The organism is Photobacterium alginatilyticum, assembly GCF_009910675.1.
GTDB lineage: Bacteria > Pseudomonadota > Gammaproteobacteria > Enterobacterales > Vibrionaceae > Photobacterium > Photobacterium alginatilyticum.
The window spans coordinates 49,422-67,807 of sequence record NZ_RSEJ01000001.1; the positions used below are offsets into that span (position 1 = coordinate 49,422).

General features: G+C 50.0%; 15 protein-coding genes. 9 read left to right on the forward strand and 6 right to left on the reverse strand.

Annotated features, from left to right (window positions below; translation table 11 throughout):
* The first annotated feature begins 103 nt into the window (after positions 1-103).
* Both sohB and EIZ48_RS00215 read left to right on the forward strand, forming a co-directional pair.
* Positions 104-1,165, forward strand: a complete 1,062-nt coding sequence (gene sohB / locus EIZ48_RS00210) for a protease SohB (protein WP_160648148.1) — start codon at positions 104-106, stop codon at positions 1,163-1,165.
* Positions 1,166-1,174: 9 nt separating this feature from the next.
* A complete protein-coding gene (locus EIZ48_RS00215; protein ID WP_160648149.1) occupies positions 1,175-1,588 on the forward strand; it encodes a DUF805 domain-containing protein in 414 nt (137 codons plus the stop codon).
* A 66-nt stretch (positions 1,589-1,654) separates the two neighbouring features.
* Here EIZ48_RS00215 and EIZ48_RS00220 read toward each other — a convergent pair whose 3' ends face one another.
* On the reverse strand, positions 1,655-1,903 hold the full coding sequence (locus EIZ48_RS00220) for a YciN family protein (protein ID WP_075766568.1): 249 nt from the start codon (positions 1,901-1,903) through the stop codon (positions 1,655-1,657).
* 601 nt (positions 1,904-2,504) lie between these two features.
* Between EIZ48_RS00220 and topA the strand changes: the two genes are divergently transcribed.
* Complete coding sequence (gene topA / locus EIZ48_RS00225) at positions 2,505-5,150, forward strand: type I DNA topoisomerase (protein WP_160648150.1); 2,646 nt, start codon at positions 2,505-2,507, stop codon at positions 5,148-5,150.
* 121 nt (positions 5,151-5,271) lie between these two features.
* Here the strand turns inward: topA and miaE are convergent, their stop codons facing one another.
* Complete coding sequence (gene miaE / locus EIZ48_RS00230) at positions 5,272-6,066, reverse strand: tRNA isopentenyl-2-thiomethyl-A-37 hydroxylase MiaE (protein ID WP_160648151.1); 795 nt, start codon at positions 6,064-6,066, stop codon at positions 5,272-5,274.
* Positions 6,067-6,447: 381 nt separating this feature from the next.
* Between miaE and EIZ48_RS00235 the strand changes: the two genes are divergently transcribed.
* The 3 genes from EIZ48_RS00235 to EIZ48_RS00245 are packed head-to-tail and all read left to right on the forward strand — an operon-like array spanning position 6,448 to position 9,657.
* Positions 6,448-7,446: an ABC transporter substrate-binding protein gene (locus EIZ48_RS00235; RefSeq protein ID WP_160648152.1), complete on the forward strand. Its 999-nt coding sequence runs from the start codon at positions 6,448-6,450 to the stop codon at positions 7,444-7,446.
* Positions 7,447-7,505: 59 nt separating this feature from the next.
* Complete coding sequence (locus EIZ48_RS00240; RefSeq protein WP_075766564.1) at positions 7,506-8,405, forward strand: ABC transporter permease; 900 nt, start codon at positions 7,506-7,508, stop codon at positions 8,403-8,405.
* Positions 8,398-9,657, forward strand: a complete 1,260-nt coding sequence (locus tag EIZ48_RS00245; RefSeq protein WP_160648153.1) for a quaternary amine ABC transporter ATP-binding protein — start codon at positions 8,398-8,400, stop codon at positions 9,655-9,657. Before EIZ48_RS00240 ends, EIZ48_RS00245 begins: the two co-directional genes overlap by 8 nt.
* Before the next feature lie 99 nt (positions 9,658-9,756).
* On the opposite strand, the gene EIZ48_RS00250 is transcribed toward EIZ48_RS00245, so the two are convergent.
* Positions 9,757-10,518 carry a DNA repair protein gene (locus tag EIZ48_RS00250; protein ID WP_160648154.1) on the reverse strand — a complete coding sequence of 254 codons (762 nt, stop codon included), beginning with the start codon at positions 10,516-10,518 and terminating at the stop codon, positions 9,757-9,759.
* Positions 10,519-10,840: 322 nt separating this feature from the next.
* Here EIZ48_RS00250 and cysB point away from each other — a divergent pair, with 322 nt between their 5' ends.
* Positions 10,841-11,815, forward strand: a complete 975-nt coding sequence (cysB, locus tag EIZ48_RS00255; protein WP_075766561.1) for an HTH-type transcriptional regulator CysB — start codon at positions 10,841-10,843, stop codon at positions 11,813-11,815.
* A gap of 146 nt (positions 11,816-11,961) precedes the next feature.
* The gene (locus EIZ48_RS00260) at positions 11,962-13,164 is read left to right on the forward strand and encodes a methyltransferase (RefSeq protein ID WP_160648155.1); all 1,203 of its coding nucleotides are present in this window, start codon (positions 11,962-11,964) and stop codon (positions 13,162-13,164) included.
* Between the two features lie 28 nt (positions 13,165-13,192).
* Here EIZ48_RS00260 and EIZ48_RS00265 read toward each other — a convergent pair whose 3' ends face one another.
* The 3 genes from EIZ48_RS00265 to tyrP form a co-directional block, all read right to left on the reverse strand.
* Complete coding sequence (locus EIZ48_RS00265; protein ID WP_160648156.1) at positions 13,193-13,906, reverse strand: sulfite exporter TauE/SafE family protein; 714 nt, start codon at positions 13,904-13,906, stop codon at positions 13,193-13,195.
* 86 nt (positions 13,907-13,992) lie between these two features.
* The gene (locus EIZ48_RS00270) at positions 13,993-14,886 is read right to left on the reverse strand and encodes a DUF3943 domain-containing protein (protein WP_240152821.1); all 894 of its coding nucleotides are present in this window, start codon (positions 14,884-14,886) and stop codon (positions 13,993-13,995) included.
* 306 nt (positions 14,887-15,192) lie between these two features.
* Positions 15,193-16,401, reverse strand: a complete 1,209-nt coding sequence (tyrP, locus tag EIZ48_RS00275; protein WP_160648157.1) for a tyrosine transporter TyrP — start codon at positions 16,399-16,401, stop codon at positions 15,193-15,195.
* A 545-nt stretch (positions 16,402-16,946) separates the two neighbouring features.
* Between tyrP and EIZ48_RS00280 the strand changes: the two genes are divergently transcribed.
* The gene (locus tag EIZ48_RS00280) at positions 16,947-18,161 is read left to right on the forward strand and encodes a CinA family nicotinamide mononucleotide deamidase-related protein (protein ID WP_160648158.1); all 1,215 of its coding nucleotides are present in this window, start codon (positions 16,947-16,949) and stop codon (positions 18,159-18,161) included.
* Positions 18,162-18,386 lie beyond the last annotated feature (225 nt).

Consider the following 18,386-nt stretch of genomic DNA (forward strand, 5'->3'; position numbering starts at 1 on the left):
GTAACTTCCTTATTTGTTTTTTAGTTTTCCTATTGTATTGCGATAGCGGTATGGGTGACAACTTGGTTACAATGGTAAAAATGCCAAAAATGAGGACTCAACATTGGATTTTTTGTTTGATTATGGGCTGTTCCTAGCCAAAATCGCCACGGTGGTGATTGCGATTGTCAGTATTCTTGTATTAGCGAAAGGGTTGAGCGGACGTCACGGGACGCAGAAAGGCGAGCTGGAAGTGACCGATCTGACCGAGCAGTACAAAAATACCGTACATCAGTTAGAGTCGCATTTATTTGACAAGCCGTTGCTAAAAGCCCGTGAAAAGGCAGAAAAGAAGGCGGAAAAAGAAAAAAACAAAGAGCGTCAGAGTGAGATCAAAAAAGCGGCCAAAGCCGGTGATCTTTCCCACGTTCGCGAGCCTCGTTTATTTGTTCTCGATTTTCATGGCAGCATCGATGCCCGTGAAGTAGCGGCTTTGCGTGAAGAAGTGACGGCAGTATTGGCTGTTGCAATGGAAGGTGATGAAGTGTTGCTGCGTCTTGAGACCGGCGGCGGTATGGTTCACGGCTACGGTCTGGCCTCTTCGCAACTTGATCGCCTGAAAACGGCGGGTATCAAGCTGACTATCTCGGTGGATAAGGTTGCGGCCAGCGGCGGCTATATGATGGCCTGTGTTGCCGATAAGATCATCTCGGCACCGTTTGCGGTAGTCGGCTCAATCGGGGTGATTGCCCAGTTGCCGAACTTCAACAAGCTGCTGAAGAAAAATGATATTGAGTTTGAACAGATCACAGCCGGCGAGTTCAAGCGTACCTTGACGATGTTCGGTGAGAATACCGATAAAGCGCGTGAGAAGTTCCAGGCAGAAATCGAAGAAACTCACGATCTGTTCAAGAACTTCATTGAAGATCACCGTCCGGAACTTGATCTTGAGAAGGTGGCAACCGGCGAGCACTGGTTTGGCAAGCAAGCCCACGAACTCGGTCTGGTTGATGAAATTGGCACCAGTGATGACTTTATTACCCATGCCTGCAAAGATCGTGAAGTACTTCAGGTTCGCTATGTTCAGCGTAAGAAGCTGGCCGAAAAGCTGGCTGGTGCGACGGGCGAGGCTGCTGATAACCTGCTGCTGAAATGGATCAGCCGCGGTCAGCGTCCAATCGTATAAGGTCGGTCGATGAATCAGAAATGGGCATTGTTTTCGTTTCAGGGGCGGATGCGACGTCGGGATTACTGGCTATACAGCCTGCCTGTATTGTTGGTATCGCTGCCGGTACTCTTCTACAGCGCCTCTGGAAGTGCCGGGAGTAATCCCGTGCTGGAGGTCTTGTCGCTGGTCATTATAGGCTTTGTATTCTGGGCTTCTGCGGCTCTGAACGTCAAGCGACTTCATGACAGAAACAAAAGCGCCTGGTGGGTTATCGTGACATTTTTGCCGTATATCGGACCAATATTCGTTATTGTCGAGTTAGGGATCCTAGACGGAACCAAAGGACCGAATCAATTCGGTGCTGACCCGAAAGGCCGTGGTGAGCCGCCTGTTAATGGTGACAGCGATGGCAACAAAGATACCATGACAATTGATATCTGATCGGTGTTGTTAGCTAACGTCACAGCCCCGCGAGTGCGGGGCTGTTTGTTTTGGAGTGTGCGGTAACTAGCCTTTTAGCGTGAACTCCGGTGACAGCTTATGGGCTAGGAATTTGAACATATTGAAAACCGCTGTGGTTTTTTCAGTCGGTAATCCGTTGTCGTCCAAGAAGTATTCGCCTTTGAACACCAGCACATCGTCTTTCTCTTCAACGGAAGTGGCTCGCATACCATCCTGGTAGGATTCATGGTCCTGAATTAGCTGGTTAGCAATCATCAGTAACTCTTCGGAAGAAATGGTTTTTTTATTGCTCATGCGGTTATCTCTTGAATCGTAGCGTGATCATGTTATAGCAGCCGATGATTTCAGGGCGCTATAGATGGCCCACAGTGTATTGAAGTTAACGCGATAAAACAAACCCTTACCCGGTACCGGGAATTGCACCCAAATTGGTTAAAGAGTGTGTGGTCGGGGCGGAAATTCGACCAATTTATGTGAGCGACGGCAAAAATTTATGGGTTTTAATAGTCAAAGACGGGAGGAGGTGGTAATGATTAGCGCCCTCAGCCACTTTATGGTTATAAATAAAGAGAAAGAGGCGTGGTTTACAGTCAGTTTTGAGGGCCGAAATCGGCTTTAACCTGGTGTTAACAACTGGGGAAGGGACGAGCAAACAGACCGTTTTGATCAAAAAGCAGTTGACCTTCTAGGATTGTAGCCCAATATGTAAATACCAATTAGATTAAGTAACTACTCATCCTGAGTGCCTCTCTCCAGCGATTGAGAATGCCTCTAGTGATTAGTTACTTAATCAGTTTGGTTTATTAGCGTTGCCGTGCCACTGTGTGAATATTAGCGTGCAACTATTTGTTTTATATTGAAAGTTTTGCGAGCACGAGGACGTAATAGAGTCATTATGGGTAAATCTCTCGTTATCGTGGAGTCCCCTGCCAAGGCGAAAACTATAAATAAGTACTTGGGTAAGGACTTCATTGTAAAGTCAAGCGTGGGTCACGTCCGTGATTTGCCAACGGGTGCACGTAGTACGGGTAAAAAAGCGGCAGCCACCTCGACCAAGGGGTTGAGCGCTGAAGAGAAGGCCCGTATCAAGAAAGAAAAAGAGCGTAAGGCGCTGATCGGCAAGATGGGGGTTAACCCTTACAACGATTGGGAAGCGCAATACGAAGTGCTACCGGGCAAAGAAAAAGTCGTTAACGAATTACAGAAACTGGCTGCAGACGCTGACTATGTTTATCTGGCAACCGATTTGGACCGCGAGGGAGAAGCTATTGCGTGGCACCTTCGTGAGATCATCGGTGGCGATGATGAACGTTATAAGCGAGTGGTTTTTAATGAGATCACTAAAAATGCTATTCAGCAGGCGTTTGAACAGCCGGGTGAGCTGAACATCGACGGTGTGAATGCCCAGCAGGCACGACGTTTCCTTGACCGTGTTGTCGGTTTCATGGTGTCGCCACTGTTGTGGAAGAAGGTCGCTCGTGGCCTTTCCGCAGGCCGTGTCCAGTCCGTTGCGGTAAAACTGATTGTTGAGCGCGAACGCGAAATTAAAGCGTTCACGCCAGAAGAGTTTTGGGATATTCATGCTAATACCCAGACGGTAGGCAAAGATGCACTGCGTCTGATGGTTGCCCAACAGGCAGGCAAGGCATTCCGTCCGGAAAACGAAGCCGATACCATGGCGGCGAAGTCGCTATTGGAAAAGGCCGCCTACAAAGTTGTCGATCGCGAAGACCGCCCGACTAGCAGTAAGCCGTCGGCACCTTACATCACTTCGACCTTGCAGCAGGCTGCAAGTACCCGTTTGGGCTATGGCGTAAAACGTACTATGGGTTTGGCACAGCGTCTCTATGAGGCGGGTTACATTACCTATATGCGTACCGACTCGACGAACCTGTCGAAGGAAGCCGTTGAATCTGCTCGTGACTTTATCAGTAGCGAGTACGGTGATAACTATTTGCCGGCCAAGCCGAATGTCTATGGCAGCAAGGGTAATGCCCAGGAAGCGCACGAAGCGATCCGTCCATCGAGTGTTGATGTAAAAGCAGAAAACCTTGAAGGCATGGAGCAGGATGCGATTAAGCTTTACGATCTGATCTGGCGCCAGTTTGTTGCCTGTCAGATGGTACCTGCGAAGTATGACTCGAGCACAATCACCGTTCAGGCTGGCGATTTCACGTTGAAGGCCAAGGGACGCACGATGCGCTTTGCGGGTTGGACCCATGTCCAGCGTCCGTCTGGCAAAACGGAAGACACAACGCTGCCTATGGTCCACGTAGGCGACATGTTGACACTGGAAGAGCTAGAACCGAAGCAACACTTCACCAAGCCGCCAGCGCGCTTTACAGAAGCTGCATTGGTTAAAGAGCTTGAGAAGCGTGGCATTGGTCGTCCTTCTACCTATGCGTCAATCATCTCGACGATTCAGGACCGTGGTTATGTCCGCGTTGATCAGCGCCGTTTCTATGCCGAGAAAATGGGTGAGATCGTGTCAGATCGTCTGGACGAAAGTTTCTCTGATCTGATGGACTATGACTTCACGGCTCGCATGGAAGGCAATCTGGATAAGATTGCGGAAGGCGAGGCGAACTGGAAAGGCGTATTGGATCACTTCTTCAGCGACTTCACCTCCGAGCTTGAGAAAGCCGAGCGTGACGAAGATGAAGGCGGTATGAAGCCGAACAATATCGTGCTGACAGATATCAAGTGTCCGACGTGTGAGCGTCCAATGGGGATCCGCACGGCATCGACCGGGGTATTCCTGGGTTGTTCCGGTTATGCTCTGCCGCCGAAAGAGCGCTGCAAGACGACAATCAACCTTGGTGACGAGGAAGGCATCGTCAACGTTCTTGAAGAAGACGTCGAAACCGCTGCCCTGCGTGCCAAGAAGCGTTGTCCGAAGTGTGATACGGCGATGGATGCCTACCTGATTGACCAGGATCGCAAGCTGCATGTCTGTGGTAACAACCCGAGCTGTGACGGTTACATTGTCGAGAAAGGCGAGTTCAAGCTGAAAGGCTATGACGGCCCGGTTATCGAGTGTGACAAGTGCGGCTCGGATATGGAGCTGAAAAACGGTCGCTTCGGTAAGTACATGGGTTGTACCAGCGAAACGTGTAAGAACACGCGTAAGATTCTGAAGAACGGTGAAATAGCGCCGCCGAAGGAAGATCCGGTTCACTTGCCTGAGCTGCCGTGCAGCCAGGATCCGGATGCTTACTTTGTATTGCGTGACGGTGCGTCTGGCCTGTTTATGGCAGCCAGCACTTTCCCTAAATCACGCGAGACACGTGCTCCGCTGGTGGAAGAGCTTGCCCGATTCAAGGATCGTCTGTCACCGAAGTTCACTTATCTGGCCGAGGCACCGACCGAGGATCCGGATGGTCGTCCGACAGTGGTGCGCTTTAGCCGCAAGACGAAAGAGAACTACATCCGTTCGGAAATTGATGGCAAGCCATCGGGCTGGACTGGTCTCTTTATTGACGGCAAGTGGGAAATTACCGACAAGCGTAAGAAACCGAAGAAAGAAAAAGCCGAAAAATAATAAAAAAACCGCCGAAAGGCGGTTTTTTTATATCTGTATGTTGCACCCCTTCCAGTCTCCTCTTGAAAAGAGGCGGTGCGTTTATGGGGTTCCTCTGTCTTCCTTGTTAAGGAGAGTGGCATCAGGCTCCTGCTTCAGCAAAGGCCGGAACACCGCTGTGGAAGCGGAAACTGCTATCCGGAGTGCTAATCAGCTCGGCTTCTCTGGCACCAATAGCTTTCACTCGGACAGAAATGTCTTCGCCTGCAATCTGCTCGGCCAGTGTCAGGTAGTCCTGATAGTGGCGCGCTTCAGAGCGGAGCAGCGAGATATAGAACTTCTTCAGCTCCCCATCTAAATAAGGGGCCAGCTTGGCAAAACGCTCGCAGGAGCGGGCTTCGATATAGGCGCCGATGATCAGTTTATCGATCAGGGTTGCAGGCTCGTGGGTCCGCACAACTTTCATTAGCCCCTTGGCATAGCGACCGGCACGCAAGTTGCTGTAGGGAATATCACGTTGCTCCATGATCTCTAGCACTTGCTCGAAGTGATGAAACTCCTCCTTGATGAGCCGAACCATCTTGTCGATAAGCTCCTGGCCGTGAATGAAGTCAGGCCTTGGGACCAGCGGGGCTGACAGGCCGTTTTTCTTGCCGTGGAAAGCACCTGTGCAGCGCGCTTTGCCATAGACAAAGTCCTCGTAAGGCTTAGCCCACGCCAGTAGCTCCTTTCCGCTCTCTTCATCGACTGCGTATTTGCGTATTAGCCACATGGCAGTCTGGCTGGCTTTCAGTTCACAGTTGCAATGGTCGACAAGGAGGGCCGTCAAGTTCTCTGGTTTTCTGGCTTCTTCAATCCAGCTCTCGGGCGTGTCGCACTGGAGAAATAGTCTGATTGGCGATAATAGCTCGTCAATCATGCGCTGAGTGTCGTTCATGGGAATTCTTGTTGAGTCTCTGGTTTATTGTCGTTGGAACTGAAATCAGCCCCTTTATGACAGGGAGTATAACAAATCAAAGCCTTGGCATAGAGCCCTATAGTGTTGGAATAGAGCACTATGAGGCTAGCTAAAGGCAGTCTTTTAGGCTAGATGTTAAATGATCCACAGTGATTTGGGGCATTTGATGTATTTGAATGATTACAGTACTAACTATTTTTGTTTGAAATTAACTAACCTAACTTGCTGCTGTTTAGTGTTGTTGCTTTACATATAACCACATAATTACTTAGTATACTAACAACATGTGTGTTACTGAAATGTTGTAACACCATGCTTTCAGATAACTGAAGGACCGAAATTCGAAATAAGGACATTGTTATGCGAAAGCTTCTCGCAACATCAGTTTTAATTGCTACGGCCTCATTTAATGCCTCGGCAGAAGAGTGTGGAACAGTCACTATTGCCGATATGAACTGGAATTCAGCCACGCTGATTGCCAACGTGGATAAGTTTATCCTTCAGCATGGTTTCGATTGTGATGCCGAGTTGGTTCCGGGCGACACAATGCCGACAGGTACCTCGATGATTGAGAAAGGGGAACCGGATATCGCGCCTGAGTTGTGGAGTAATTCCATGAAGGCGGCACTGGATCGCGGGGTCACGGAAGGACGCTTGCGTTATGCCGGTGCAACCCTGTCGGATGGGGGAGAAGAAGGCTTCTGGGTGCCGGCTTATTTGGTTGAAAAAGATCCGAGCCTGGCGACTATTGCTGGGATCAAGGCAAACCGAGAGCTGTTTGAACATCCGGAAGACCCTGAAAAATCAGCCTTTATGGGATGCCCTGCGGGTTGGAACTGCCAGATCACGGCTGGTAATCTGTTCCACGCTATGGAGTTGGATAAAGCCGGGTTTGAGCTAATCGATCCGGGTTCGGGTGCCGGATTGTCGGGTGCTATTGCCAAAGCTTACGAGCGCAAGGAACCGTGGTTTGGCTACTATTGGGCACCGACGGCCGTATTGGGTAAATACAAGATGGTGAAGGTTGATTTCGGCAGCGGCATTGATGAAGACCATTACCGGGCTTGTATTACCAAGGAAGAATGCTTAGATCCTAAGCCGACCATGTATCCGCCGTCACCGGTTGATACGGTAGTGACCGAGAGTTTTGCCGAGCGGGCACCTGAGGCATTGGCCTACCTGTCGTCGCGTTCATTTGGCAACCAGCAGATGAACACCTTGCTGGCCTGGATGGAAGACTATCAGGCTGACGGTGAGATCACGATGGAGCACTTCTTGACTGAGTATGAGTCAACGTGGACCCAGTGGGTGAGCCCTGAGGTCGCGAAGAAAGTGAAACAGGCCTTGTCGGAGCTGTAGTGGGTGTATGCCCGGCTATATTTGCCGGGCTTGTTGTAATCTATCGGATCTAAGTGGTTATGTCTGATCAATCTTGGTTTACCGAATTTCCGCAGCTTGACCGCCATCAGCTGCTGGAGATCCGCAAAACGCTGGATGGTGCCTATCGAGCATTTTCCCGCGAATATGGTGACAGTATCGAGGCGTTTTTCGACCCGCTGCTGTCTTTTCTTATTGGCTTTGAAAAATTATTGCTGGCTACGCCCTGGTGGTTGGTCATCGGGGTGCTTGCCGCGTTGGCTTATGTTGCCAGTCGCTCCTGGAAGCTAACGGTTGGGGTTATCGTCGCTTTTGTACTGATTGGTGTTTTCGGGATGTGGGAGAACACCATGCGGACCATGAGTATTATTCTGGTCTCGACCCTGGTGGCGATTGGTCTCGGGGTGCCGATAGGTATCGCGATGGCACGCTCCAACCGGGTGCAGTCGGTCGTGACGCCGATGCTTGATGTCATGCAGACGATGCCGGCATTTGTTTACTTGATCCCGGTGGTGATGCTGCTCGGGATAGGCAAGATACCCGGTGTTATCGCGGTGGTGATCTATGCCATTCCGCCGGTGATTCGATTGACGAATCTTGGTATCAGGCTGGTGGATAAAGAGGTGCTGGAAGCGGCCACGGCGTTTGGTGCCAGTCCGACCCAGAGGTTGCTGGGTGTTCAGCTACCACTGGCACTGCCCAATATTATGGCCGGTATCAACCAGACCATTATGATGGCACTGGCGATGGTGGTAATTGCTTCTATGATTGGTGTTAAAGGCTTGGGACAACCCGTTTTGAAGTCCATTACCAATCAGTATTTTACGCTAGGCCTGCTTAATGGTTTGGCGATTGTGGCGCTGGCGATCATTTTTGACCGGGTCACGCAAAGCTATGCCAAACGTACTCAGCAGCACTTAGGAGGCCACGATCATGGCTAGTAAAGAGCGAAAGACCCCGCTAATAAGGGTAAAGAACCTTTACAAGGTCTTTGGTCCCAATGCCGGCAAAGTATTGCAGCAGGTGAAAGAGGGCAAGTCCAAGGACGACATCTTGGCCGAAACCGGGCATACCGTTGGACTCAGTGACATCAATATGGATATCTACCCCGGCGAAATCTTCGTTGTGATGGGGCTGTCGGGCTCGGGAAAATCGACCCTTATCCGTCATTTCAATCGCTTGATAGATCCTACCGCAGGGGTGATAGAAGTCGAAGGCAGTGATGTGATGTCGTTTGACGATAAGGCCTTGCAGCAGTTTCGTCGTCATAAGATGTCGATGGTATTTCAGCGCTTTGGGTTAATGCCGCATCGTAGTGTCATGGATAATATCGGCTACGGGCTACAGATCCAGGGTGTCGCGAAGCAAGAGCGTGAAAAGCAGGCGAGATATTGGTTAGAAACCGTAGGGCTTGACGGTTATGACAAGCATTTTCCTGCCAATCTGTCCGGTGGTCAGCAGCAGCGTGTCGGGCTGGCCAGAGCCCTGTGTACCGATGCCGATATCCTGCTGATGGACGAGGCCTTCTCGGCACTGGATCCCCTGATCCGGAGCGAGATGCAAGATCAGCTTATCGAGTTGCAGGAAAAACTGCACAAGACAATTGTGTTTATTACCCATGATCTGGATGAGGCGCTGCGTCTTGGCGATCGTATTGCCATTTTGCGCGATGGCGTACTGGTACAGCAGGGAGAGCCGGTTGATATCTTGCTCCATCCTGCTGACGATTATGTTGAAGCCTTCGTGAAGGACGTAAACCGGGCACGTGCACTGACTGTCGAGACGGTCATGAAGCCGCAGGTTTGCCGTATTTCTGCCGAGACTATCGGTGAGGCACTTGCCGAGATGCGCAAGTCCAAGGATGACTACGGCTATTATATTAACGAAGATGGCTATCAGGGCGTGCTCACCCAGGAAACGCTCGAGGGTGTCGAGCAGTCCGAGTATGGCAAGGCTATCGACCCGTCCCTGCTCGACAGTGTGCCGGCAGTTCATACCGATGCCTTGCTGGAAGCAGTGATCCCCGAAACACTAGACAGCGATCACCCGTTGCCGGTCATCAACGCGGACGGTGACGTTGAAGGGCGATTGTCCCGTTCGACGCTCGCGGAGGTACTCAGTGATCAGGCAGGAGTAGAAGAGGGCGATGAAAAGGTAAAAAAGCTGAAGGCGAGTAAGTCGCTGGCTGCCTGATAGTGGCTTGGGTATAGATGATGTAAATAAAACAAGGCCGCATTACGCGGCCTTGTTTGTGGTGTTCTTTAGTCTTGGAAACTTACTTAAGCTGTCGCCCTACCATTTCCGTTTAGGCTGGAACAATACATCCAAATCATCCTGTTCTTTCTCGATGATCTGCTGGCGTTCCTGCTCATGGCTCTGGTTTTGGCTGCTGTCTATTTCGCCCAGCATTTTTTGCAGCTTGTCGCGAGTCTGATTGGCATAATTGTCGTTTTTGCTCGCCAGTACATCGATGCCCTTTTTAAGCAGCTGTTTTGCCGTACCAAGCTGGCGTTTCATACGCGCATCATTGGCTCGCTTGATAACGTTTTCAATGTTGATCCGTAATTGAATACCTTCAAGGCGGGCATTTTCGGCCACAAAAGCCTGAGTAGCAAATCGACCTTTGCTATGTTCGCTTTTAATAACGGTTTTCAGGCGTTTTACAAGTTGCAGCATTCCAATCGCCTGTTTGTCGGTGCTTGGCACTTTGAAGGTCGCCACATCGGCATTGGAATAATTCTGCTGGAGCTGGTTGATTTGCTCGGCAACATTTTTGATTCGCGCAGGCAGGTTTCTGTCCGAAGGATCAGCTTCGCTCATGCTCTCCAGCGCGTGCAAAATTCGTTGGTTCAGGCACACCAGAAGTTCTTTGCTGTACGGCAAATGGTGAGCGTTACCGATAAGATCTTCAGTAGCATCAATGATAGCAATGAATTTGGCCAGCTCTTGGTGTTTCGCGCTTTCTAGACGTTGGCGATACTGGATGATGATGTTGTATCCAACAATCAGTATCAGCAACAACGAAATGAGGCCAATCATTAAAGGTATACTCATAAGATACGTATGTCTTCCGTGCGTTTGGTCGAGCCCTATAAGATACACTATCTGGCAATTACGGCATAGCATGACAGTCAATTTTGCTACACTAGTCCGCTAATGCCCGAATAGATAAGCGGTTTTATCCATCGTGGGTCTGGCTTATCCGGAGCGTCGGCACTATTCCAAATGTGCTATTGGTTTTTATTGAACAAAAACCGCGCTCACATGCTGTAAAATCGTAAAGAATTGCTATGAAAATGAAGAGATTCGATATATAACATGATGAAATCCATGGTTGCACTGATATGATGTAACGGACTATAAGTTGGGCGGTACCATGAAACTACAACAGTTAAGATATATTGTTGAGGTTGTTAATCATAACCTTAATGTCTCTTCTACAGCAGAGAGTTTATACACATCTCAGCCCGGCATCAGTAAGCAGGTTCGTTTGCTGGAAGATGAGCTGGGGATCCAAATTTTCGAGCGTAGTGGTAAGCATCTGACCAAGGTGACACCGGCCGGTCAGGACATTGTCCGAATTTCCCGTGACATTTTATCACGTGTCGAGAGTATCAAGTCAGTCGCGGGCGAACACACCCATCCGGAAATCGGAACCTTGAATATTGCCACAACGCATACTCAGGCCCGCTATGCACTACCTTCCGTGATTCAGGGCTTTACTGCAAGGTACCCTAAAGTCTCGTTACATATGCACCAGGGTACGCCATCCCAGATTGCCGATGCCGTTGCGAAGGGCACCACAGACTTCGCCATTGCCACCGAGGCGCTGCATTTATATCAAGATATGATCATGCTGCCTTGTTACCACTGGAATCGTTCCATTGTTGTCAAGGCCGATCACCCACTGGCCAAGAAGTCCGAAATTACGATTCATGACCTGGCTGCCTACTCGTTGGTGACTTATGTCTTCGGCTTTACCGGTCGCTCAGAGCTGGACAGCGCGTTTAACCGTTCGGGACTGACGCCGAGAATCGTGTTTACCGCGACAGATGCCGACGTGATAAAAACTTATGTGAGACTGGGGATCGGTGTTGGCGTGATTGCCAGCATGGCAATGGATCCGGCAACCGACGATGATCTGGTGGCGATAGATGCCAGCCATATCTTCGAAGCCAGTACGACCAAGATTGGCTTTAAGAAGGGAACCTTCCTTCGCACTTACATGTATGACTTTATGGAGCGATTCGCTCCGCACCTGACGCGAAATGTGGTTGATCAGGCAGTAGCGCTGAAAACCAACGCAGAAATCGAGGCGATGTTCTCGAGCATGGATTTGCCGGTTAAGTAGTACCATGACAAAGCGTTATAAGGGCTGCACTTGTGCGGCTCTTTCTTTTTGGTCAAACCTCTTCTTGTTCAAAATAATGAGTAAAAATAGCGGCTCTAATATAAAATGCCGGGCTGATCCCATTATTGCCTGAGAGTAGTCGTTTCATGACAGGGTATTCCCCACTGTATCGCCGCCTTGATGCGCTGTTAACCTCAAATCGCGAGTTTTGGCAGTTCATGCCGTTTGCCTCAAATCAACTGGTCTGGACGCATAGCCACCCCGGGCTTTGCCAGTGGCTGCTGTCGCTGGATGACGAGGCGATTGCACGCTATATCGAAGAGGGCGACGCATTGTCACAGGCCTTAGTCGAGTGGATCCCTGATGCCCCGCAGCTGTATCAGCTCGCGATGACCGAGTCTTACCCCAGTCAGCAAAAGTCTTTGCCTAAAGGACTGGATGTTGGGATCCCCGGACGAAAGTGGCAGCAGATCACCGCTTTTAACCAAGTCATCCCTGCGCTGGAATTACCCTGGCTTGAGTGGTGCGCCGGCAAAGGGCATCTTGGCCGGGTACTGGCTGCGAGTCACGGCACAGCGGTTACCAGTTTGGAGTGGCAACAGGCATTGTGTGAAGAAGGGGAAGCAGCAGCCCGCAAGCTAAAGTTGCCGATTGATTTTGTCCAGGGTGATGCCTTTGATCCGGCCAGCGAGCAGCATATTTGTTCACAGCAGCATGCGGTTGCCCTGCACGCCTGTGGGGATTTGCATGTATCGCTATTGCAGCGTGTGGCTGCCAAGCAAGGCCGGGCCGTAAGTATTTCTCCGTGTTGCTATCATTTGATCCGAGCAAAGCATTATCAGCCGCTGTCGCGGATCGGTCGGCAAAGCACATTGACTTTAGGTAAGCATGACTTGCGTTTACCGTTGCAGGAGACGGTGACGGCAGGCCAGCGTGTGCGCAAACAGCGATTTGTCGAAGTGAGTTTTCGTCTCGGTTTTGACAGTTTGCAACGTTTTGTACGAGGTTGTGATGACTATATGCCGGTTCCAAATGTCCAGAAAGCGCAGCTTAATGACGGGTTTGAGGATTTTTGCCGCTGGGCGGCCGACAAGAAGCAAGTCATCCTGCCGGCAGGTATTGATTATCAGTATTGGCAACAGGTGGGTGAAAAGCGCTTTGCGCTTGTAGAGCGGATGGAGCTAGTACGCCAGTTGTTCAGGCGTCCGCTGGAGATGTGGCTGGTGTATGACCGGGCCTGCTATATGGAAGAGTCGGGGTACCAGGTGTCCGTTGGCACTTTCTGTCCCAAGCCGATCACGCCGAGGAATATATTAATTCACGCAGAGTTAGTGCCTGAGTCCCTTTAATCCAGAGTTCCTTTAATCCATAGGCCCTTTAAGAAAGGGCCGAGACAATGGCCGTTATCCCCGATACAAAGCAAATAGCCAACGAGGCCAGGCGAATGTTTTTTTTGGGAATCCGGTTTATATAGCGCATTGCGACTTTGTACCCGAGATAGGAGGCCGGGAGCAGGGGAAGTGACAGATAAAAATGGTGCAATGTCATATAGCCGATTGGGACCTGGACGATCAACGATAGCAAGCTGCTGACCACGAAGAAGGCCGACAGGTTGGCTCTGATTAAGTTACCCTCCTGATGCTGTAGCAACAGCGCCATTGGCGGTCCGCCGATCCCGGAGCTGGTGCCAAAGAAGCCGGAAAAAAAGCCGGCAATCATCATTCTGTTTGGCGTTGGCTGGATACGGAAAGGGAGCAAGCTGACGATTACGGCGAGGATCACCAGCACGCCCAGCCAGAGCGACAATTGGTTCGCGTCAACCCAGTAGAGCAGAAATGCGCCAGCCACCGAGCCGGGCACCCGGCCGATAAACGCCATCCACAACCCTTTGAGGGAAATGGTTGCTCTGTGATGGCTGGCATTGATGACGGACAGGAAGAGCGCCACGACAGTAATAGGGGCCGGGACATAGCTGGGTGAAATTTGAAACAGGATAGGAGCGGTCACTATCGCCAGTCCAAAACCTATTGAACTTTGTACGAATGAGCCGATAAAAATCAGCGTCATCGCCAGTAATATTCCTAAATCCATCTCAGCCTATGTATGACAATTTACAGAAATCATATTATGTCGGAGCATGCTTAAAAAATCACCATAATATTAAGCAGTTGTGTCGGCTAGTTCAGGTCGAGCCTGACCTGTAGGCCGACAAAGGCGCTATCGTAATTTGCGCCGGCGTCCAGGGCGAAGTTGGCCGCTTCTGTGTTGCCAAACCAGGGGGTATAGGTGAAGCTGACTTCGGTATCGCCTTCCCACCAGTTTGTCATCCAGTAGTGGATATGGCCGACTGGATTTAGCAGGAACAGGCTGACGTTCCCCAGACTCTCAGATCCCATGACCTCGCCGCCGTTGGCCGTAATCTCGGCTTCGGTCTGGTACATCCATTCACCCACGGCGGCACCGAATAACGGTGTTACGATGATATCTTGAATGGAAGGAACCTCGGCAAAAGCTTCTACCCCATACTCCCAGAAGAACGTCGACATCGTTGCGGAATATAAGAACGATTCCCACTCATTGAAGCCCGAATGGCGGGCCGCAGTATAGTAAACCCCGCCAAAGTAAGGGTGCATAATGTAGTTAAGGTAGTGCGCATCCTCATCCCAAACCGGCCCGGCACTGACATTGTCCCACCATTTTTTCCCAAGGTTGCTAAGGTTACGATCTTCTTCGTCCCAGTTTGTCACACTCTCCGGCAACAGTGTCATGAGCCCGACGGTAGCAACACTTAGTCCGAGAATGGTATACGACTGGCCCAGCAAATAGTCCCAGTCTTTTTCAGGTGAGCCCGACAGGTGCAGCGGCAGAGGATTGTTCCTCAGCTCGTTGTCACTATCGGCAGTCGGGAGAGGGGCTGAACTTGAGGCCGAGTACTGAACCGTCTCGGTATAAGCGTGCAAAAATATAGGCTGGGTATAGGTATCGTAGGATGCCGTAACATCATTCCATGCCAAAGCAGACATGCTTAGCGAGCAGCCCAGCATCGCAGAGGACAAGTGTGTAGTGCGCAAGGTACGCTCCGAATTAACGAAATCAGGGTGGGGTTAAGGACGGGCAAGAGTATTACTGAAATGGGAAAAAATTCCTAGAGGAAATACTTGTTGTTTTTGCTGTTTCGCAGCAATTGGCGTTAGATGATGAATTTTGCCTGCTAAGTTTATCATTATCATTGATAATGAATAAGGCTTGCATGTGCAAGCCTTATGGTTGTAACAAACTGGCAATAAATGGGACCCCATTAGATTGTCAGTCTATTTATGTATCTGTCTATTAATCTGGCGTCTATTTATCTTGCGTTATTAACCTGATGCTATCTATTAACCCACGGCAGGAATGAAGCCGGCCATTTGCAGGAACTGGGCCGAGATGATCATGATCCCCAGACCGGTGACAAGCGCCAGGGTTGCAGAGCCACCACTTACCTGGTAGTCGCTTTCACTGCGCGGACGTTGTTTGCGTTGTGCCTTTACCATAGCGACAGGCAAGAAAATTGCCAGGATCACAAGGGCGATGGCAGCAAAACCCAGCGCCATAATAAAGCCTTGTGGGTAGAAGAGGGCAAAACCCAGAGGTGGCACGAAAGTGACCAGGGCTGTCTGCAGGCGACCTTTAACCTGGTTACCACGCTTAAGGCTGTCAGACAGGAAGTCAAACAATCCCAGACTGACGCCTAGAAATGAGGTTGCCAGTGCCAGATCAGCAAAGACAGACACCGATTGGCTTACCATTGGGTTGTGTAGCATCTGGCTTAGCGTTGCGATGAAAGTGCCAAGCGTGGTACTGGCCATTAGATCCGGCTGGCTCAAGACGCCCTGGCTGGCAACCTGCCAGAAAACGTAGATCATCAATGGCGTTGCCGAGCCCACAATCATGATTTTTCTCAGCGCTTTCATATCCAGGCCGACGTAGCGAACGATGGACGGAATGCTGCCGTGAAAACCGAAAGACGTAAATATGACTGGCAGAGCAGAAAGCAACAGGCCTTTTTGGACTGGCATATCAACGAGATGTCCGCCCTGTACGTGCGGTGCCAGCAAGAAAAGCATGGTAGCAAGCGCGACAATCTTGAGGGCAAACAGGATCCTGTTCACCATATCAACCGAGTGAGTCCCCACCGACACGACCGAAGCAATCAGCAGGGTAAAAATAATCGTACCGGTTTGCGGGCCGACATGCATTCCCATCCAGTTGTTTAGCTTGTCATTGAGCTGGGCTCCGCCCCCGGCAATGTACGCCGCGCAGAGAGAGTAGAACAGGAACAACATGGCAAAACTGGCAATGATCTGGCCTTTTCGTCCCAGTAACTGGTGGGCCAGAGTATGCAACGTTGCATTCTGATCGGCGTGCTGGTGGACCTCCAGCATGAGCAGCGCGGTGTAAATCATCAGGGCCCAGATACCGAACATGAGAAGTGTCGCTGTGGCAAAGCCAAGTCCGGCTGAAGCCAGTGGCAGTGCCAGCATACCGGCACCTATGGTGGTTCCGGCAATAATTAATGTGCTGCCGAGTGTTTTGTTCATGGTCATTGCGTTAAATTTCCCTGTTGTTAGTTCTAGTTAGTGGGGGAGATGGCAGCTGTTTGATAGGCGCATACCTGTGCTCTTATCTCCCGGTAGAGAAATGGCCACAATGGCGGAATCGAGATGAATGCTGAGTACCGGGTGGTAACTATTCTTTACACCTGTTCGTGCCACTGTGGCTATCGATAGTCGGTGTAGATGAAGCAAGTTTTCACGTTATTTGACCTTTCTATAGTTAAACAGCCTGCGTATCCGAAGTCTGCTCCTGATTGAAACTGCTTGCTACCTTAAAGGTAGTGATACTGACTGTCAACAAGTGTATTTTTGGTTGTAAACATTTATTTACATTTCGAGTGATGGGTGAGTGGAGGTGTTGACTTTTTCAATAAATGCCAATGCGCGGGGCTGGCTATAAAATCAACTGAATATTTGTGCCTGGTCTGCGCGGCTCGACCTAGTAGTAAAGTAATCCTCGCTGAAACTAGCATCTTGAGGTAGCTTGGGTATAAGGTGTATTAGATACCGCTCATAATGACAAAAAGAGGGAAAGCATGTTGCAAGTAGCAATGATCAGTACCGGGGAAGAAGTACTGCATGGGGATATTGTCGATTCAAATGCCGCATGGCTATCGCGTTTGTTTTTTCAACATGGTTTTCCTCTGTCTCGCAGAACGACTGTTGGCGATAAGCTTGAAGACTTAGCGGCTGAAATTGAGCATTGCAGCCTAACGGCTGATATTGTGGTGGTTAATGGTGGGCTCGGGCCGACAACGGATGATTTAACTGCTCAGGCGGCTGCTATTGCTGCTGATTCAGGCCTGGAGCAGTCGGACTACTGGGTCCGGCAGATGCAAGCCAAGTATCAGGCACTTGGGCGGGAGATGCCTAAAACAAACCTCAAGCAGGCAATGCTACCTGAAGGGGCTGAATTGCTCGAGAACCCGATTGGCACAGCCTGTGGTTTTGCGATCAAGCTTAATCGGGCATGGGTCTATTTTACGCCCGGTGTGCCCAGTGAGTTTAAGAAGATGACGCAGGAGGAAATTCTGCCTCGTCTTAAGTCAAAGTTTGACACTATTCATGCGCTGGACTGCCATCGTTTTTACACCTTTGGTCTGTCTGAGTCAGGGATCGGCCAAACGCTGGCATCCTTGCAGTTACCTGCCGGATTTGAAGTCGGTTATCGTTCTTCGCTACCGTTTATTGAAGTAAAGCTATTTACGCCCCGGGCTGCCGGACTGGCAGCCTCGGTACAGCAACAGATGATTGAGCTGTTAGGCGATAATGTTGTCAGTGTTGATGTTGACCTGGTGCAACATGTGGGTCAAAAGCTAGTGGCGACCGATCAGCGCCTGACGGTTGTTGAGCATTTTACCGGCGGCTGGCTAGCGAATTGGTTGCAGGATCATGACGAGAGCAGAGGTGCCTTACAGCAGGCCTGGACAATGTCGGCAGAGCCAAACTTAGAAAGCGAAAGCCCGAAAGAAGTCGCGGCGGTAGCCGTTGCCGTTCGTGAAGAAGTGGGAGCTCAGTTGGCATTGGTATCGGGAGCGTGTAATGACGGGGGAGTGATTGTAGCGCTGTCGACTCCGACGGGGAGTTGGGCACAACGGATCTCGCCTAAACGTAACTATAATCACCGTGCCCAGCGTAGTGTCATTGCCACCGTCATGCTAGATATGCTGAGAAGGTACCTGGATCAATGTCCGGTTATCGGCCAGTATGAATCACTGGCAACAGAGCAGGAAGTATTCCTCTCGCTTTAATAAGTTAAATTGTTATTTAAAGCTGTCACTTGGCAGCTTTTATTTTTTATTCTAATACCCCTATTACTAATAGAACTATCATTATAATTAATGATGAATTGTATTTGTTTCATATGGATATGCGCTGAAATCTAAAGTAAAAAGATATATTTATCGCAAAAAATAATGTTTGCAACTTAGTGTTAGTTGCAAAAATATGTGAATATTATCATTGCTATGATAAGG